This is a genomic window from Catenovulum agarivorans DS-2 (assembly GCF_000568405.1).
Classification (GTDB): domain Bacteria; phylum Pseudomonadota; class Gammaproteobacteria; order Enterobacterales; family Alteromonadaceae; genus Catenovulum; species Catenovulum agarivorans_A.
Genome location: NZ_ARZY01000006.1, coordinates 77,891 through 96,282, shown reverse-complemented (window position 1 = coordinate 96,282; position 18,392 = coordinate 77,891). Strand labels below are relative to the sequence as shown.

16 protein-coding genes are annotated in these 18,392 nt (G+C 42.1%); 4 read left to right on the top strand and 12 right to left on the bottom strand.

The genetic code is table 11. From position 1 onward, the window contains the following. Position 1: 1 nt before the first annotated feature. From mraY to gmhB, 8 genes are all read right to left on the bottom strand, one after another. A complete protein-coding gene (gene mraY / locus DS2_RS05050) occupies positions 2 to 1,087 on the bottom strand; it encodes a phospho-N-acetylmuramoyl-pentapeptide-transferase (RefSeq protein WP_035013561.1) in 1,086 nt (361 codons plus the stop codon). Then, a complete protein-coding gene (locus DS2_RS05045) occupies positions 1,081 to 2,505 on the bottom strand; it encodes a UDP-N-acetylmuramoyl-tripeptide--D-alanyl-D-alanine ligase (protein ID WP_035013560.1) in 1,425 nt (474 codons plus the stop codon). The genes mraY and DS2_RS05045 overlap by 7 nt, the downstream gene beginning before the upstream one ends. Next, complete coding sequence (locus DS2_RS05040; protein ID WP_051479637.1) at positions 2,502 to 4,055, bottom strand: UDP-N-acetylmuramoyl-L-alanyl-D-glutamate--2,6-diaminopimelate ligase; 1,554 nt, start codon at positions 4,053 to 4,055, stop codon at positions 2,502 to 2,504. Before DS2_RS05040 ends, DS2_RS05045 begins: the two co-directional genes overlap by 4 nt. Continuing rightward, positions 4,048 to 5,781, bottom strand: coding sequence for a penicillin-binding transpeptidase domain-containing protein (locus DS2_RS05035; protein ID WP_035013559.1), 1,734 nt, complete (start codon positions 5,779 to 5,781; stop codon positions 4,048 to 4,050). Before DS2_RS05035 ends, DS2_RS05040 begins: the two co-directional genes overlap by 8 nt. After that, complete coding sequence (ftsL, locus tag DS2_RS05030) at positions 5,778 to 6,101, bottom strand: cell division protein FtsL (RefSeq protein WP_035013558.1); 324 nt, start codon at positions 6,099 to 6,101, stop codon at positions 5,778 to 5,780. Before ftsL ends, DS2_RS05035 begins: the two co-directional genes overlap by 4 nt. After that, positions 6,088 to 7,029: a 16S rRNA (cytosine(1402)-N(4))-methyltransferase RsmH gene (rsmH, locus tag DS2_RS05025; protein WP_035013557.1), complete on the bottom strand. Its 942-nt coding sequence runs from the start codon at positions 7,027 to 7,029 to the stop codon at positions 6,088 to 6,090. The genes ftsL and rsmH overlap by 14 nt, the downstream gene beginning before the upstream one ends. Positions 7,030 to 7,043: 14 nt before the next feature. Beyond that, entirely contained in the window at positions 7,044 to 7,502 is a 459-nt protein-coding gene (gene mraZ / locus DS2_RS05020) for a division/cell wall cluster transcriptional repressor MraZ (protein ID WP_035013556.1), read from the bottom strand. 451 nt (positions 7,503 to 7,953) lie between these two features. Then, the gene (gmhB, locus tag DS2_RS05015; RefSeq protein WP_035013555.1) at positions 7,954 to 8,490 is read right to left on the bottom strand and encodes a D-glycero-beta-D-manno-heptose 1,7-bisphosphate 7-phosphatase; all 537 of its coding nucleotides are present in this window, start codon (positions 8,488 to 8,490) and stop codon (positions 7,954 to 7,956) included. Between the two features lie 88 nt (positions 8,491 to 8,578). On the opposite strand from gmhB, the gene DS2_RS05010 reads away from it, so the two are divergent. Beyond that, positions 8,579 to 9,322 carry a 3-deoxy-D-manno-octulosonic acid kinase gene (locus DS2_RS05010; protein ID WP_035013554.1) on the top strand — a complete coding sequence of 248 codons (744 nt, stop codon included), beginning with the start codon at positions 8,579 to 8,581 and terminating at the stop codon, positions 9,320 to 9,322. 18 nt (positions 9,323 to 9,340) lie between these two features. Here DS2_RS05010 and DS2_RS05005 read toward each other — a convergent pair whose 3' ends face one another. The 3 genes from DS2_RS05005 to DS2_RS04995 all read right to left on the bottom strand — a co-directional run bounded on the left by DS2_RS05005 (position 9,341) and on the right by DS2_RS04995 (position 12,734). After that, positions 9,341 to 10,609: a 3-deoxy-D-manno-octulosonic acid transferase gene (locus tag DS2_RS05005; protein WP_035013553.1), complete on the bottom strand. Its 1,269-nt coding sequence runs from the start codon at positions 10,607 to 10,609 to the stop codon at positions 9,341 to 9,343. A gap of 27 nt (positions 10,610 to 10,636) precedes the next feature. After that, on the bottom strand, positions 10,637 to 11,545 hold the full coding sequence (locus DS2_RS05000; protein WP_035013552.1) for a glycosyltransferase family 2 protein: 909 nt from the start codon (positions 11,543 to 11,545) through the stop codon (positions 10,637 to 10,639). 82 nt (positions 11,546 to 11,627) lie between these two features. Next, positions 11,628 to 12,734, bottom strand: coding sequence for a glycosyltransferase family 4 protein (locus DS2_RS04995; RefSeq protein ID WP_200870120.1), 1,107 nt, complete (start codon positions 12,732 to 12,734; stop codon positions 11,628 to 11,630). Positions 12,735 to 12,925: 191 nt separating this feature from the next. On the opposite strand from DS2_RS04995, the gene DS2_RS04990 reads away from it, so the two are divergent. After that, positions 12,926 to 13,981, top strand: coding sequence for a glycosyltransferase (locus tag DS2_RS04990; RefSeq protein WP_035013550.1), 1,056 nt, complete (start codon positions 12,926 to 12,928; stop codon positions 13,979 to 13,981). Positions 13,982 to 14,018: 37 nt separating this feature from the next. On the opposite strand, the gene DS2_RS04985 is transcribed toward DS2_RS04990, so the two are convergent. Continuing rightward, a complete protein-coding gene (locus DS2_RS04985; protein ID WP_235188544.1) occupies positions 14,019 to 14,870 on the bottom strand; it encodes an ATP-grasp fold amidoligase family protein in 852 nt (283 codons plus the stop codon). A 295-nt stretch (positions 14,871 to 15,165) separates the two neighbouring features. Between DS2_RS04985 and waaA the strand changes: the two genes are divergently transcribed. Together waaA and DS2_RS04975 are read left to right on the top strand one after the other, a co-directional pair. Continuing rightward, complete coding sequence (waaA, locus tag DS2_RS04980) at positions 15,166 to 16,509, top strand: lipid IV(A) 3-deoxy-D-manno-octulosonic acid transferase (protein ID WP_235188543.1); 1,344 nt, start codon at positions 15,166 to 15,168, stop codon at positions 16,507 to 16,509. Between the two features lie 81 nt (positions 16,510 to 16,590). Beyond that, positions 16,591 to 18,354, top strand: coding sequence for a thiamine pyrophosphate-binding protein (locus DS2_RS04975; RefSeq protein WP_035013548.1), 1,764 nt, complete (start codon positions 16,591 to 16,593; stop codon positions 18,352 to 18,354). Positions 18,355 to 18,392 lie beyond the last annotated feature (38 nt).

The following is an 18,392-nucleotide window of genomic DNA, read 5'->3' as shown; positions in this document are numbered from 1 at the left end:
TTTATCTTAACTTGAGTGTTGCTAATCCAATCAAAACTAATACCAAACTAATAATCCAAAAACGGACGATTACCCTAGGCTCCGGCCAGCCTTTTAATTCGTAATGGTGATGTATCGGTGCCATCCTGAATATCCGCTGGCCACGCAATTTGTAACTGCCAACTTGCAAAATGACCGAAACAGTTTCCATCACAAATACCCCGCCCATAATCACCAAAACAATCTCTTGTCGGACCAACACCGCAATAACACCTAAGGTTGCACCCAGTGCTAATGAACCAACATCGCCCATAAATACTTGTGCTGGATAAGTGTTAAACCATAAAAAGCCTAATCCAGCACCAAAAATAGCAGTGCAAACAATCACTAACTCACTGGTTTCCGGTATGTAAGGAATATTCAAATAAGATGAGAAATTAACGTTGCCAGTCACATAAGCAATAATCGCAAACGCGCATGCAACCATAATTGTTGGCACTATGGCCAAGCCATCTAACCCATCGGTCAAGTTAACTGCGTTACTGGTGCCAACAATCACAAAATAAGTTGTGACAATAAAAAACAATCCAAGCTGTGGCATAACTTCTTTAAAAAACGGGATCAACAGCTGAGTTTCTGCTGCTTGTTGTTGCGTCATAAATAGTACAACCGCAACAATGGTGGCAGTGACTGATTGCCAAAAATACTTCCAACGGGCAATTAACCCTTTACTATCTTTGCGAATCACTTTGCGGTAATCATCGACAAAACCAATGGCGCCAAATGCTAAAACAACAAATAAAGTAACCAAAACATAACGATTGGTTAAATCAGCCCATAACAAGACAGACGTAGCAATTGAACCCAAAATTAACAAGCCCCCCATAGTCGGTGTACCAGACTTAGATAAATGTGATTCTGGGCCGTCATCACGCACGGTCTGACCGATTTGCATGCGCTGCAAATAGCGAATTAGCTTTGGTCCCAAGTACAGCGATAAACCTAAAGCGGTTAATATGCTTAATATCGACCGAAACGTAAGGTATGAAAAGACATTAAAACCTGGATCAACATTCTCAGTTAACCATTGAGCCAACCAAACTAACATGCGCTATCCTCCACTGAATTTGTGGACTGATAGTGAGCAACTAACATATCTACTAGCTTGTCCATGCCGGTACTACGAGACCCTTTAATCAAAACAACGACCTTCTGATTGTGTTGTGGATCAGCGATAAACTGATCGATTTGTTGTATCAGTGTTTGATTTAATGCATCAAATGAATCGAATTGGTAACGATTGTCAGGTTGTGCATACTTGACCCAGTCACCTTTTACATAAAAACCATCTAATTGCGCATTTAGCGCGTATTCACCAACTTGCTTATGAATATCTTCGGCGTAATCACCCATCTCGCCCATGTCACCCATTACAAACAAGCGTTTTGCATTGGCGTGTTTGAGTAAATCAATTGCCGCTTGCATCGAACCTTGATTCGCATTGTAGCTATCATCAATCACGGTTAATTGGCCAAGTCGAATCGGCTTAACTCGGCCAGCAACGGTTTGCGCTTGAGTTAAACCATCACTGATATCCTGGGGCTCAATGCCAATCGCCAACGCGCAGCTGATCGCAGCAAGCGCATTGTTGGCGTTATGAATACCAGGAATGTTCAAGCTAACCGGATACTCAACCCCACGATATACCCAACTAAATTCCGCACATAAATTTTCATTGAGCTGCAAATCGACTAAATACACATCGGCAAAAGGTTCTGTTGAAAAACGCAACTGCGGGCGCGAGCCAATTACAGGTAACCAATCGTCGGCACAGTCTAAATCTGCATTTACGATTGCTCGACCATGCTCTGATAAACCAGAATAGATTTCGCCTTTTGCTTGCACAACCCCAGCAATTGAACCAAAACCTTCTAAATGTGCTGCACTGACATTATTGACCAAAGCAACATCTGGTTTGACCAAATTAACTGTGTAGGCAATTTCACCAATATGATTTGCCCCAAGCTCAATCACGGCATACTCGTCTGTTTCAGTCAACTCCAACAAAGTTAAAGGCGCACCAATATCGTTATTAAAATTACCTTTGGTCGCGAGTGTTTGACCTGATTGACGACATATTGCAGCAAGCATTTCTTTTACAGTGGTTTTACCTGCGCTACCAGTTACCGCAATTGTTTTTACCTGTGCTAGCTGCTTATTGTGCGCACCTAACTGCCCTAGTGCGATTCGAGTGTCGGCCACAACCAATTGTGGAATATCAATATCTTGCTGCTGGCTGACGATTAACAACGCAGCTCCCGCGTCGATAGCTTGCTGACAAAAGTCATGGCCATCAAAACGTTGACCTTTTAAAGCTAAATAACAATCACCTTGTTTGATTTTACGCGTATCAGTGCAAATGCTGTCTATGGATAATGCTTGTGCTTGTTCAAGCGAATATTCGCGGTTGGTGACAATCTCAGCCTGGGTAACTTGTTGTAAAACGGCTAATGTTTGACTGATCATACATTCGCCTCCATTACTTGTTTTACGTATGCACGTTCGTCATAATCAATTGCCCCATCGGCCAAAACTTGACGAGTTTCGTGCCCTTTGCCAGCCACTAAAATTAGATCATTTTCAGCCGCTTGTGCCAAAGTATCAGCAATGGCTAATTTCCTATCGAGTTGTATTTGCACTTTTTGTTGTTGCTGAATGCCGCTGAGAATATCCTCAACTATTTTTTCTGGTGATTCAGAACGCGGGTTATCGTTACTTAATACGATATGGTCTGCAAGCTGGGCTGCGATCTTACCCATTTCAGGGCGTTTTTGCGCATCTCTATCACCACCACAACCAAACACCACCCATAATTGGCCTTGGCAGTGTTGACGGCTCGCTTTTAATGCTTGGGCAAGCGCATCTGGAGTGTGAGCAAAATCAACCACAATATTAGCTTTGCCTTTGCGGCTAAAGACTTCCATCCTACCAGCACAGGCGCGTAATTGAGCTAAAGGCTGGCTTTGCTCATGGATGCAGCGCGGCAAAATTTGTTTATCAACATGTTGCAACAAGGCCAACGCGGTTAATGCGTTATTAATATTAAACTCACCTATCAAAGGTAATTGCCATTGCACGCTATGTTTAAGATTATTTTCATCAGTCAACTCAACTTCAACGCTAAAACCACCAGCTTGTGCAATGACTGATTGAACTTGCCATGACTGTTGATGTAAAGCAGCTGCATTTCGGCCTATCGCCAATACACTCTGCTTAGCAGCTTCTCCACGTTGTTTTAACACTGAGTTTAATAAAACTTCGCCGTACTCATTGTCGGTACAAATCACCGCAAAACTATTGGGGTTTTGTAAAAACAAACTCTGTTTGCAAGCAAAGTAAGATTGCATGCTGTTGTGGTAATCAAGATGGTCGTGAGTCAAATTAGTAAAAGCAACCGCGGAAAATTGGCTGCCTGACACCCTATTTTGAGCCAAAGCATGCGATGATACCTCGATTGCAACTTGAGCAACCTGGCAATCAACCATTTTGGCCAACAATTGCTGTAAGGTAAAAGCATCAGGAGTGGTTAAATCTTGTTTTGCAGAATGTTTATCTAGATTATTATCCCACCAGTAACATCCCAATGTCCCGATATAACCCGCACTTTTGCCAAAGTGTAAACTTAATTGGGTAAACATATCAGACACTGTCGTTTTGCCATTGGTGCCCGTAACACCAACTAATGCCAGTTTGTGACTAGGGTGATCGAGCTGAATCGATGCTAATACGCCTGTTAAGCGAGATAGTCGATAAACAGACAAACAAGGCTTTCCCGCAACTATCGACAATTTGCCATGTTGCTTGTCATCTAAAGTTTCAGCCAATATAAAGTTGGCACCGCGCCCACTTGCCTGTTCAGCATAGACCAAACCATGCTGCTGATGCCCCTGCAAAGCAACAAAACAATAGTCAGCTTTAATCTGCCGACTGTCCATTGCCAAACCCGTAATTAAATCCACAGGAATGTTTAGTTGAATAATTTGCTCAATTAAGTGCTTCAACTCAAGTTTAGGCATCGTTTTGCGCCCCCTTAACTTGAGCAAGTTGGATATCGTCAGCTTTGTCTGTGGGCACATTTAAAATTTGTAGCGCGCCCCCCATGACCTTACTAAACACAGGCGCAGCAACTTCACCACCGTGGTATTTATCCCCTTTAGGATTGTTTATCACAACCACCAGTGCTAATTTAGGGTTTGAAATTGGCGCAAGGCCTGCAAATAAACCAACGTAGTCGTTACCATATCCACCAGCGACGGCTTTTCGGCTAGTGCCAGTTTTTCCCGCTACTCTATATCCCTCAACAGCAGCTCTACGGCCAGAACCATCTTCGTCTAATACAGCTTCCATCATCTTCAATAATTGGCGGCTCGAGCTATGCGAAAAAACCCGTTCGCCGGGCAAAGGTTGCTCTAACTTTAAAATACTCAATGGCCGGCGGATGCCACCATTCCCTAAAGTTGCATACATTTGCGCTAGTTGGGTAGCAGTTACAGATAATCCATATCCGAATGATAATGTGGCTAACTCGAAATCTGACCAGCGCCTGCGGTCATAAAATATCCCTGAACTTTCGCCTAATAATCCAGTGCCAGTATCTGAACCAAAACCCGCATTATAAAACGCATCTAAAAATTGTTCAGTTGGCAATTCAAGCGCTAATTTAGTTGTACCCACATTACTCGACTTTTTCAGTATGCCTTCTAATGTCAATTTACCATTGTTCTTAGCATCACGAACGCGTCGACCGCCAATTTGCATCCAGCCGGGTGACGTGTTTATAACTGTATTGGCGTTTACACTGCCAAACTCCAAAGCGGCTAAAACAGCCAAAGGTTTTACCGACGAGCCTGGCTCGAAGGTATCGGTAATTGCTCGGTTACGCATGGCTGCGGCGGTAATGGTTTTACGATTATTTGGGTTATACGAAGGGCTATTAACCATAGCCAGTAGCTCGCCGCTTTCAATATCTACCGCAACAATTGAACCCGAATCAGCTTCAAAATATTGCACAGCTTTTTTCAATTCTTGGTAGGCTAAAGTTTGAATGCGTTGGTCAATAGACAAAACCACATCTTTTGCTTGCTGTGATTCTTCTTCAGCTAACACTTCAATCGTGCGGCCTTTAGCATCCCGTAAAATACTCTTTTTACCTTCCTCTCCTGTCAAAGCATCGTTGTATAACTTTTCAATGCCATCAATACCAATATCATCAATATTGGTAATACCAACTAAGTGCGCATTAACCTCAGCTGCAGGATAATAACGTTTAGATTCGGGCCGCAAGTGAACACCAGGGAGTTTCAAATGACGAACATAATCCGCCATCGCAGGAGACACTTGCCGCGCTAAATAAACAAAACGACCTTCTGGATTGCGGGTAACCCGGTTAGTTAACTCATCTAAATCAACTCGTAAAATATCGGCAAGTGCTCGCCACTCACGTGTTTTTTGCAATGACTGCTTATCAGCAATTTGTTTTGGATCCGCCCACACAGTATTCACTGGTACACTAATGGCTAGTTCTAGGCCATTTCTGTCGGTGATCATGCCGCGCAAAACCGTATCAGACAAGGTGCGATGCGTTCGCATATCACCTTGTTCACGCAACATATCTGGAGAGATCACTTGAATATATGCGGCACGCACCAACAAAGCACAAAATACAAGCGAGATCACGCCGAAAACGGTATAAAACCGCCAGCGTGCTGTACCTGTCTGTAATTGAGCTTTGCGTTTATTCATGGTTGTTTAATTACTTTTTCTTGTTGGCCTTGTGGCCTGACCATATCCAATTTTTCTCTAGCTATTTGTTCTATACGGCTGTGCTCAGACAATGCGTTATGTTCTAGCAACATATGCCGCCAATCTATATCCAATTTGTCTTTATCTTCGAGTAATTGCTGAACCTCTGCATTCAGTTGCCGATTGCCCCACGCGTAATAAATAACCGCGTACGCAGACATCAACACAGCAATAACTAAAATAACCACCCATATATGTGATAACCAATCGGTTAATAACACTTGAGCCAAATTGGGTTGGCGAGCCTTAACGTCCGACACGCTCTGCAATCCTCAAAACCGAGCTGCGAGCTCTCGGGTTGAGTTCCAACTCAGCTTCTGTTGGTTTAATCGCTTTACCTAATGGTTTTAAGCGAATATCTTTATTCAACTCATCATCAGTAACAGGTAAACCTCTTGGGACTGGTTTAGCCTTACTTTGTTGATTAATAAAACGTTTTACAATTCTGTCTTCAAGCGAATGAAAACTTATTACTGACAAACGACCACCGACTGACAAAATATTGGTCGCTGCATTCAATACAAGTTTAATTGCGTCTAATTCGCCGTTTACCTGGATCCTCAATGCTTGAAACGTTCGTGTTGCAGGATGTTTACCTGGCTCACGTTTTTTAATAATTCGTTCCAATAAACCAGACAAATCACTGGTTCGGGTAAAAGGTTTAACCGTGCGGTCGTGAACAATGGCACGGGCAATTTTGCGCGCAAACCTTTCTTCGCCATATTCTTTTAGTACAAAAACAATGTCATCTTCATCTGCGTGTTGTAACCAGTCGGCCGCACTTACCCCAACCGTTGGGTTCATTCGCATATCTAGCGGCCCATCACGCATAAAACTAAATCCGCGTTCAGCTTGATCTAGTTGCGGAGAGCTAACACCTAAGTCAGCCAACACACCATCTACTTTGCCAGCTAAACCTCGCTGGCTCATCTCATGCTCTAATTGGTTAAAATTGGCATGAATAATTTCAAATCTTGGGTCGTCAAAATGTTCATTTGCCCAAGCAATCGCAGTTGGGTCTTGATCAAACGCATATAACCGACCGTTTTCACCTAACAGGTCTAATACAGCCCGACTATGACCACCTCGACCAAATGTACAATCAACATAAATGCCGTCTGGCTTTATGGCTAATCCATCAACAGATTCGGTTAGTAGCACACTAATATGTCCAGACACTTGCATCATATTTCTTATAAGTTTTATAAATTAAAGTCTTGTAAATTATCGGTTAACTCAAAGTCACCTGATTCTATTATTGCCATATCTTCTGCTTGGCGAGCTTCCCATGCGGCTAAATCCCAAACTTCAAATTTATTTAATTGCCCCACTAACATCAGCTGCTTCTCTAAGCCTGCGTGCTCACGCAAATTAGGGCTTATAATAAAACGGCCATTTTTGTCTATTTCACTATCTACCGCGTTGCCTAACATCAAGCGTTTGTATCTACGCTCACTCGGATTGTTGTCACGTAGCCCGCGTAAACGCCTCTCTACTTGCTCCCATTCCACCATTGGGTATAGCAGCAAACAAGGTGAATAAATATCAATTGTGCATACGATTTGGCCGCCGCTATCTTCTAGCAGCTCATCACGATAACGAGCAGGAATTGCTATCCGCCCTTTGTTATCCATTGTGATGGGATTGGCCCCTCTAAACACTTGAACTCACCTATTAATAAATATTGTCGTTTTGAATTAGGGCCAAATACATGTGGATGACTCAATTTTGATCCACTTTACCCCACTTTACACCACGTTGGCACAGTTTGAGATTGAGACAAAGTTTTGTCAAGGCAAAATTTGGGACAGAGATCTGATAAAACAGTCTGTATTTTAAGGTAAAAAGGACAAGTGGCTGAAAAGTGGTGAAAAATGGATCAAGGTGGTGTAGCTGTGGGCGATTTGAATTTTTAGAACAAAAAATTACAGACTAATTACCTTTTATTCTAACCCAACCAGATATTGATAATCATTTTCATTTGCATTTATAAAAATAAAGGTTACTATGTATTCAGAGTTAATGATTAACCCACAGTTATTAACTCTTCTCCGTGGCTTGAAAGCGGTAAACGGTTTGTTAGCTCATTGCACACCGTCTACCGCTTCTTTTTTATAATTGAATATGCGCTGGTGCGCTCACCACATCTGTAGCAGGATAAGCCTGTGGCAATGACTTATCTGCTGAAACTAATATTCTCATGGGAACACCTGCACTCTCTGCCGCTTGCATATCAGAAATTTTATCTCCGACCATAACTGATTGAGTTAAATCGAGCTGCAATTCGCGGGCGGCGCGTTTTAGCATACCTGGTTGTGGTTTACGGCATAAACAATTATGTTGATACTGAGTACCACCGTAATCTGGATGATGCGGACAATAATAGAAGTGCTCTAACTTGATGCCGCGTTGGCTAAACGCTTGCTGCATCCAATGATGTAATATTTTAACGTCTTCTTCTGTATATAACCCTCGGGCAATGCCTGATTGATTGGTAACAACTACAATCTTGTAAGCTAAATCTTGTGCCTGCTGACATAGAGAGAAAATACCTGAACAAAATTTCACGTCAGATATTTTATGCGTATACCCTGTATCTAGGTTAATCACACCGTCTCTATCTAAAAATAGTGCGGGTTTGAGCGACAATTCAAAGATTCCTATATGTTTTTTACAATTTTATTATCGCTTTTTATCCGTGTATACTGACAAAAAACAATAATAAGAGCAGTGAATTTTGCCACAATTATCAACTATCTCAAATTTAACCAAACATTCAGGGTATTTGATTACTCCGGCTAACTCTGAACTACCCATAACCGATGATTGGTTTGATATACAACACTGGTACCAGCAAGATGCAGTGATTGGCCAATCGACCGGGCGCAATACCACTTATTTTTTTCAAGCTCAGCAGCACAAGTATGTTTTACGCCATTACTACCGTGGTGGCATGATCGGCAAAATTGCTAAAGATGGCTATTTTTATGTTGGTTTAAAAAAATCGCGGGTTTATTTAGAGTTTGAAATGCTGCTACAGATGCAAGCGCTTGGTTTACCAGTCCCCACACCAATTGCTGCTCGCTTATCTCGTAGCCTGTTGCACTATAGAGCTGATATTATTATGCGGCTTATCGATAACGCCGACGACTTAATCAGCATCTTGCTCAAACGCCCCCTGACGGCTGATGAATGGCAGAAAATCGGCCAAACGATTGCGAAATTCCACCAACATGGGGTCTATCACGCAGATTTAAACATCCACAATATTATGTTGGATGGCAATGGTGCAGTATGGTTAATTGATTTTGACCGTGGTGAATTTAAGCCCCAGCACAAGAAATGGCAACATGCCAACTTAAAGCGACTATTGCGCTCGTTTGAAAAAGAAAAAGGCAAATATCCGCACCTAAGTTGGCATCAACATAACTGGCACACCTTGCGGCATGCCTATCAATCACAAATGGGTAGAGAAAAATAGTAAAACCGTCTTGTGCATTTACAGCGAATATTTACCATCTATCACATGCATCGTTTTTTGCACCGCACCTTGATTGCACATCACCACGTCAGTTGCCGCTAATGCAGCCCGATGCAACTCACTATCTGATGCAAACCAAGCTAACACTTGCTGGACAATATCTGCAGAATTATTGACCACGTGCAGCGCACCTCTTTCAATCAGTTGCTGACAAATATCAGCGCAATTGGTTTGATTTGGTCCCATCAAAATTGCTTTAGCCAAAGCGGCTGGTTCAAGTGGGTTGTGACCACCCACATTAACTAAACTGCCACCAACATAAGCAATTTTTGCCAGCGCATAAAATGCAATCAACTCACCCATAGAGTCAACCAGCCAAACGGACGTTTTGTCTGTCACCGGCTCTTGTGTACTGCGGCAAACAAATTTCATATCTGTGTACTGTGTTAAATATTGAGCCACTTCGCTAAAACGTTCTGGGTGTCGTGGCACGAGTATCAACAAAGTATTTGGGTATTGTTGCAATATTTGGCTATGAGCTTGCAACACCTGTTGGTATTCGTCAGGATGAACACTTGCAGCAACCCACACCTGCCGGTTTAAAGCATGCTGCTGATAGAACTCTGCGGTTTTTTCTGGCAAATACTCAGGCAACTTAATATCGAACTTTAAGTTGCCGCTGGTCATCACTTTAGGGGTAAATCTTTGGTAACGCTTTTCAATGGTTTTGTTTTGCGCACAAATTTTGTCGAAACAGGCAAATACAGGCAAAAATAACCCACGAAATTGCCAATACCGAGTACAAGATGATTTAGACAAGCGCGCATTAACCAAATACAATTTTGTATGCTGCTGCTTGAGTGCCATTATCCAATTCGGCCACAACTCAACTTCAGTAAAGATTGAGGTTTGAGGTTTAAAATATCGCGCAAATCGCCAGCTTGCTAAAAAGCCATCAAGCGGCGCAAGAACATGAATGACTTCGTCAGCAAATAGGCGATAAACCTGCTCCGCACCTGTGGGGGTTGTGGTTGTGACCACTAAAATGCGATGTGGGTGCGCTTGTTTAAGCGCTCGAATAAGTGGCGCGGCGGCATTCACTTCGCCCATAGATGCACAATGTATATGTGTACATCCTTGAACTTTATCTTTTAACGCCTGCGGATAAAATGAAAAACGTTGCATCAAACCACTGCGGTAGCGACTGTCGCCAACCGCTCGCCAGGCAAAATACACCAGAATCACAGGCAGCAAGCACCACCAAATTAAGCTATAAATGATCCGCATTGGTTATTGCTTTTATATCCTTTCCACTTACTCTTTAACAACTTTCTTTTGCACTTTCCGAGTGGCAATCCGAATATCCGACATTGCGCTGTTTTCCGCATAACGACCTTTTTTGATATGGCGAATTTGGAAAACGCCATCAATGTCTATGGCGATACCGTCCGTGCCAACTAACCAACGAAACGCCGTGTCTTCATATGTTTTACGCCAACGGTCTGATTCTGTTTGGAAAATTCGAATATTGTCACAATAACCAATCTTGCGTGCAACGTCACCATGAACGATTTGATATGGGCCTATCGCTTTACTCCGAGCGTGCGATCTAAATGAACTGGTATCAATTTCAACCACTTGTGGTTCTGCGTTAGCCTGCAACATAGGATCATTTTCTTCAAGCATGTCCGTTACCTGAATAGACTTCGGAAAATATAATGTCTCTGTTTTACCTTGTAGTTGCTTGGCCAGTGAGTCTAAACAATTTTCATGAAAAATAATGTCGCAATCAGTAAACCAGATCCAATCAGCTTGAGTTGATAAGGCAGCTTTATTACGCCCAATACCGCGACGGAAAAGTTGATGTTTATCGCTTGCCACCCAGTTCCAAGTCACATTCGGAACATCAATGGTTGAGAATAAGTCTAAGGTCTTTTTGGTTGCCGTGTCTTCTTTTGAATAAAACACAGTCACAGTCAACTCAAGCTCCTTAGGCGGATGGTTAACAAACGAGCTTAGTTGATAAATCAACATATTTGAATATTGCCAACAATGGCTAACCATTTCTAAGGTTAATTTGCCAGTTTTAGCCTGACGTTCAGATTTTTTAGGTAGTGGCTTGCGAAAGAATGATACCGGCACAATATGTTTGATGACCAAACGAAACAATTGCGTAAAAAATTTATTATATTTGGAATGCGGATAAGTTTTGGTGTCAATCATGTGAATCAATATACTGGCTGAAAGTATCTGGATTCTAACACAGAATATCGCTGAATCTGCTAATTGATTAAGCTTGAGTTCATCACGCTTGTTTTAATAAGTTTTGATAGAGCTCGCATAACGCCAATGCTTCAGACTCAATTCGATAATGATTCAACACAGTTTGCCGGGCACTCACCGAAAAAGCCATCCGCAATTTGGCTTGTGAGGCCAAAGTCTGCAAAGCATTAGTTATTTCAGCCTGCGCATTAACATTCACCAGCACGCCATTTTGACCGTTGCGAATAATATCGGGCCAAGCCCCAGCTCGAGTTGCAATAACGGCCGCACCACAACTCATCGCTTCCAATACAGTTAAACCAAACCCTTCGTTCTCACTCAAGGCGCAAACAATATCACATGCCTGCATCCATTTTACCACTTGTGAGAATGGCTGCTCACCTAAAAACTTAATTCGGTGAGATAATTTAGCTTGAGCAATTTGTTGTTTTAGTTGCTCGACGTATTCTTGGTCGTCATATGCACCACAAATTACAGCTTGAAAATCTGCTTGCTGCTGGCAAGTTTCAATACAGGCTTGCACAAACAAATGGATACCTTTTTGCCTGCGCACCCGGCCAAATATACCTGCCATGTGCAACCTTGGTCGCCCCAATTGTTCGCGCAGTTCTGTTCGGTCGATTACAGGACTAAATTTTTTATGGTCAACACCATGAGGGATCAGCGCATCGGGTGCAAACGCCAAATAACTGGCCGCAGCTGAATTGGTTGAGATAACGGCATCCATTTTATCCATCAGCCACCGAGTAAATTTTGAGTGTTGGCGTTGCGCGGTTGAGGTAAAAACAATTTTAAGTGCGATACCGAACACATACTTAAGCAATAATGCTTGGATCATCTCATCATTGCGGCGCGCATGAAACACGCGAACTTGCGAGTCAGTCTTTGATTGTTGCAACCATCTAGCCGCTTGCCAAAAATTAACCGCTAACAACGACTTTGGCACATGATGTTTGCCTAAGACACACAAAGCAATTTGCTCGTGTTGCACTTGTGCTGTGGCTAGCATAGTAGAGGTTACGCCAGAAAAGCGCTTGTTTGAATTACCCAAGATAACCTGACATTCGCTGATTTGCTGTTTTATCTGCGAATGAGAATTCATTGATTGAGTTTGGCTAGGTAGCGACATAACAAATTAACATTAATGACTTTTGTCCACTTTACGCAAGCAAAATGACACTTTTATGTAAAAGGCAGCAAACTCTAAACAACTCAACGTGTGGCCGTTAAAACCATACGCTGGACAATTTAATTAATTGTTCATGTATTTATGCAAAACTCAATCGTCTAAACCTGATTATTGTATGAGCCAAAAGAAAAATGAACGCGCCAACCCAATTAACCATTATGCACGTCTTATTTTCACGCGGATTTGCCGGTTCTGAACGTTCAACATTAGAATCTTGCAATCAACAATGTAAACATCATCAAGTCATACTGGTTGTACGTAAAGGGCATAGAAAAAACGCAGCCAGCATTGTTGATTCGCTCGATAAACGAGTCAAACTTATTGAAGTCAGTCATATTTGGTTTACTCGCTGGCAGGTAAAAAAATTAATACAGCACTACCAACCAAATGTTGTCCACTGCCATTTACGCAAAGCGACTCGTGTTGTCGGTAAAATTCGTCCGAATGCAGCAACAGTCTCGACCCTGCATATCAGTGCAAATGGAAAATGCTTTAATAAAATGGATGGCCTTATTTGCAATGCGCGTTGGCAAGTTGAAGCATTAACCGGCCACTATGCAGGGCTCATCCATAAAGCACACAACTCGTTAACCCCCCACCGTAAACTAACCAAGGCACAAATTCGTTCGCTAAGACACGAGTTAAACCTTGATGATAATACTTACCTAATAGGCGCAGTGGGTCGATTTCATCCAAGTAAAGCTTGGGATACGTTAATACAAGCTTTTATGCAACTACCGCAATCGTATAAACAACAATGCAGACTGGTATTTTTTGGTAACGGAAAATTGGAACAAGAATTAAAAAACCTCGCCAAAGGTGAAGCGCATATTCAGTTTGCAGGATTTAAAAACAACATAAAAGATTACTACCAATGTTTCGATCTGTTAGTTTGCCCCAGTCGGTTTGAACCATTACCACGAGTAATGCTAGAAGCAATGGACGCTGGAACGCCTGTGATTGCATCTGACGAAGGCGGCTGTAAAGAACTGATTGAAGAATATGGCGGCTTTATGTTTCCAGTAGATAATATCGAAGCCCTTGCTAGCCAGTTGCAATATTGTATCGACACCAAACCTGCCAAAAATAACCTAGATTTATCGGCTCATTATATTGAAAATGCCAACCAAGCAATCATAAATTTTTACCAGCTTGCGATACAGCACAATACCAAGCAATCAGACTAGGGCCTGTTTAACCCATTCAAAATATACTTTTGCTAAATTAAAGCATTGGATTTGCAGTTAGTTGCCATAAATTGCCCCACAATTTGTCATATTTCTGAGGGGTAAATTTTCGAAACCCAGAACCATGTGCAAAGGTCAGCTCACCAAAATAAATTTGTCCATCAAGGTTGTACAAATCCACCCGCACATAATCGAATGGTTTTGCCAATTTAAGCGCAATTTCAACCATTTCCGAGAAGTTTTCTATCTTAGGTAGCGGCTTGTTATTGCTTGGTTTGTGCAAGCTAATATCGGTTACTTGACCATTTTCATCATAGATACAACGGCCATGTTGAGTATGACGGTCAAAATCAACTTGGAGAAAAAATGTCTGTCCACTCGGTCGATTAAACACATGAAATTTATAGTCTTCAGGTAACTGCTGAGCACTAGATAATAAAAGTTGTTCAACCAAAATTTTTGGCTGAATATTTGAGTACCAAGGTTCGTTACGTTTTCTGCCGCTATTGATGGCTAATTTTTTCGCCAGCTTTTTTGCAATTTTGTGCGCATCATATTGCCCTTGCTGACACAAAAATACGCTGCCAGAGTCGTGGTTGGCTTTAACGACAAAATTGTCACCATAATCAGCAAAAGAAAGCTGTTCGACTTGGTCGACAACATCGAGCAAAGGCACTAAAAAGGTTTCCCCAACCATGGTGGCAACATATTCTCTGACGGCTAATTTATCCGCACATTGCTCAAACAGTGGGTGGCGTTGAAAAAATTTCCGGTATTGAATTTTTTCACTGAATGTTTTCGGCTGACGTATATTTGGCCAATAATGATGTTTTTTGTAAAAACGAATAGACGTCGTAAAAAGTTGCCATTCAAGCTGACTAAATAACATGCTTTCACCTTCAACTGAAACAGCATTCAAAAATACGTAATCATTATTTCACTGGAATGACACCCACAAGCTTTAGTTTAAGCTTAAATTAAATAACCTGAACTCTGGATAATAACTTGCTTTCTAGAGGCTATTTATCCTTATAACTGCGTTGAATTCGCTAGTAATAGCCAGCTATTACGTACGCAAATTCGCCTTGCTCTAAGAATAACTATCTCTCTAGAATGACTAAAAATTAACTTAACCTTTAATAACAATGAGTTACCTAACTTATTATCCAGAGTTCAGGTTAAATATGGGTGATTTGAGTATGCTGCACTTTATCTACAACCAACTTATGCGCGTTTTGTTGCCTTTAATGCTCATACGTTTAAAAAGCAAATCCCGTAAACAACCTGAATACGGCATTCGTTGGGATGAAAGACTGGGTAAAAAACAAATATTGGTCCCCGCTGGCGGGATATTGTTTCATGTAGCATCGTTAGGGGAAGCTATATCAGCGACACCGATTATTCAGCAGATAATGCAACATAACCCGACAACACCAATAACCGTCACCAGCACGACTCCAACCGGCTCAGAGCAAATAAAAAAAGTGTTTGCAGAACAGGTCACGCATTGTTATTTACCGTTTGACCTTCCGATCATTCAACGGCGTTTTATTAATCAAATTCAACCGAACGTGTTGGTTTTGATGGAAACTGAACTCTGGCCAAACTTGATATTTCACGCTAAACGCATCGGCTGCAAAGTCATGGTGATCAACGCGAGAATGTCTAAAAAGTCCGCTAGTGGTTACAAAAAACTGGCCAAATTAACCCAACAAATGATGCAACGTATCGATCTGGTTGCGGCTCAGTTTGACAGCGATGCCGCACGATTTATCCAACTCGGCTGCAAAGCTGAACATGTAAAAGTGGTTGGAAATGTAAAATTTGATACGCGTTTAACCGACCAAATGTTGCACCAAATCAACGAGTTTAAACAGACGTGGAACCAAGCACGCCCAGTTTGGTTAGCTGCCAGTACTCACAAAAACGAAGAAGAATTAGTTTTATCCGCACATAAGAAATTGCTGTCGCATCACGCAAACCTATTATTAATTTTGTTGCCTAGACACCCAGATAGATTTGACCAAGTCTTTGAACTTTCATCAGAGCAATTTATCACCGAGCTAAAAACGGACAGTCAAGGCAAAATAAGCGAACAAACTCAGGTATTGGTTGGCGATACCCTAGGAGAAATGGCCGTGTATATTTCACTGGCCGATATTGTGTTTATGGGCGGCAGTTTGGTTAATAGTGGTGGCCATAATCCATTTGAAGCAGCTTGCCAACAAAAAGCCATTTTATCTGGCCCACATACATTTAATTTCGAAAAAAGCTATCAAGTGCTTGAAGATCATCAAGCTTGCACTAGAGTTAACAATGCTGTGGAGCTTTCAACACGAATAGACGAGTTATTAAACCAGCGCAACAAAATGTCATCCATGTCGATAAACGCGCTCGAATGCCAACATAAATATCAAGGTGCGACAGCTCAAACAGTCAAACTGATTAATAATCAGCTAGAAATTGCAATAAAAACAACAAAGCGTGGTCAAGTATTTACAAATCATAAAGCTAACGCTTACAATTGACCGGCAATTATTTGCCCATTCCTGGCAATTAGTTGCCAAAAGGTTTAGGAAATAACTTTCCAAAAGGGCAAGAGGTTAGCCATGTCAACAGACGAGCCGAAAAAAGACTCACAGAGTTTTGCCGATGTAATTTTATGCTATTTAGAAGCTTTAGGGGTCGAATACATTTTTGGCGTTCCCGGCGGTGCTATTGAACCCTTATATAACTCGCTGGCCAAAACTGGTCGCAAGGGCGGCATAAAAGCCATTGTTGCAAGGCATGAATGCGGTGCCGCGTTTATGGCTGATGGCTATGCTAGAGAAACCGGCAAACTGGGTGTGGTCTGCTCAACAACAGGACCTGGTGCAACAAATTTAATTACCGGTGTTGCCTCTGCCCATTCAGATCGTGTTCCAATGTTGGTTATTACCGCACAAACACCACTCCCCAAATTTGGCCGCAAATCATTGCAAGATTCCTCGTGTGCGGCAATAGATGTGGTTTCAATGTTCCGTCACTGCACATCTTTTAATACGTTAGTGAGCCACCCTCAGCAGGTTGAAAATAAACTGATATCGGCACTGATGACTGCGTTAAGAACCCCCAAAGGTACCGCGCATATTAGTATTCCGTCTGATATTTTGCGTGCTGAAGTTTTTCAACCAAGAGATATTAAAGCGAATCGGTTGCAGCAAGACCTTTCTCTTTCTGACCAAGATTCGTTAGAACAAATGTTGATTGAGATACACAATTCTAAGCGAATAGCACTATTTTTGGGCGATGGCTGTCGAGGGGCTGGAAACCAGATACAAGAAATCGCCGAAAAACTTAATGCACCTTTTGTTACCGGACCTATGGGTAAACGTTGGATTGACGAAACTCATCCAATGTATCGAGGTGTTTACGGTTTTGCAGGACACGAAAGTGCCAAAGCCACTATTCATAATACAGATTTAGACCTCGTCATCGCTATCGGTGCCCAATTGGGTGAGCTTGGAACAAGTGGGTGGTTAGAGTCACCGCTGTTATCTGAAAAATTAATCCATGTCGACTCAACACCAGAGCACTTTACCCGCTCCCCCATGGCAAGATTGCATGTGTGCGGCAAAATACCAGAGATTGCTCAGCGTGTTATCCAAAGTTTAAACAAAGCCGAGCACTGGGCCCATCATCGTGAAAAAAATATTCACTTTATGTCGCCAGCCACCAACATAAACAACAGTCCAACAAGTTTATTAGAGCCTGAAAAATGTTTTGCCAATTCAGTACCTTTAAAACCACAAAAACTATTTTACCAGTTGGCAAAAATGTTACCGCAAGAGACAAGAGTTCACGTAGATGCAGGCAATGCATGGTCTTGGGCGACACATTATTATCAGCGTAAAGATAGCAAGGGGTTATACCGAATTGCTATGGGGTTTGGTTCTATGGGATGGGCAATTTCTTCAGCCATTGGCGCTCGATTTGCTAAAGATTCTGGCCCTACCCTATGTATCACTGGGGATGGTAGTTATTTAATGAGCGCCCAAGAAATTACCGTAGCTGCTCAGCATAATTTGCCAGTGGTCATTTTAGTTTTGAACGACGCCGCATTGGGCATGGTGAAACACGGGCAAAAGTTGGGTAATGCTGAGCCGATTGGCTATGAACTAAACCACGTCAGCTACGCCGATTTAGCGGAAAGTATGGGCATACGTGGCATAACAGTTAAAACCCCCGGCGAGCTAGCTGATATAGATTGGTCAGGTTTGTTTAAGGCTGATGGACCAACACTAATAGATGCAATCATTGATCCGGATGAGATCCCTCCAATGGGTGAACGGGTAAAAGGTTTAGCACAAGCTTCGGCAACACCTGGTGGGTAACCTATTGCTCAAGGTAACCACGTATACCAAGCCGTTAA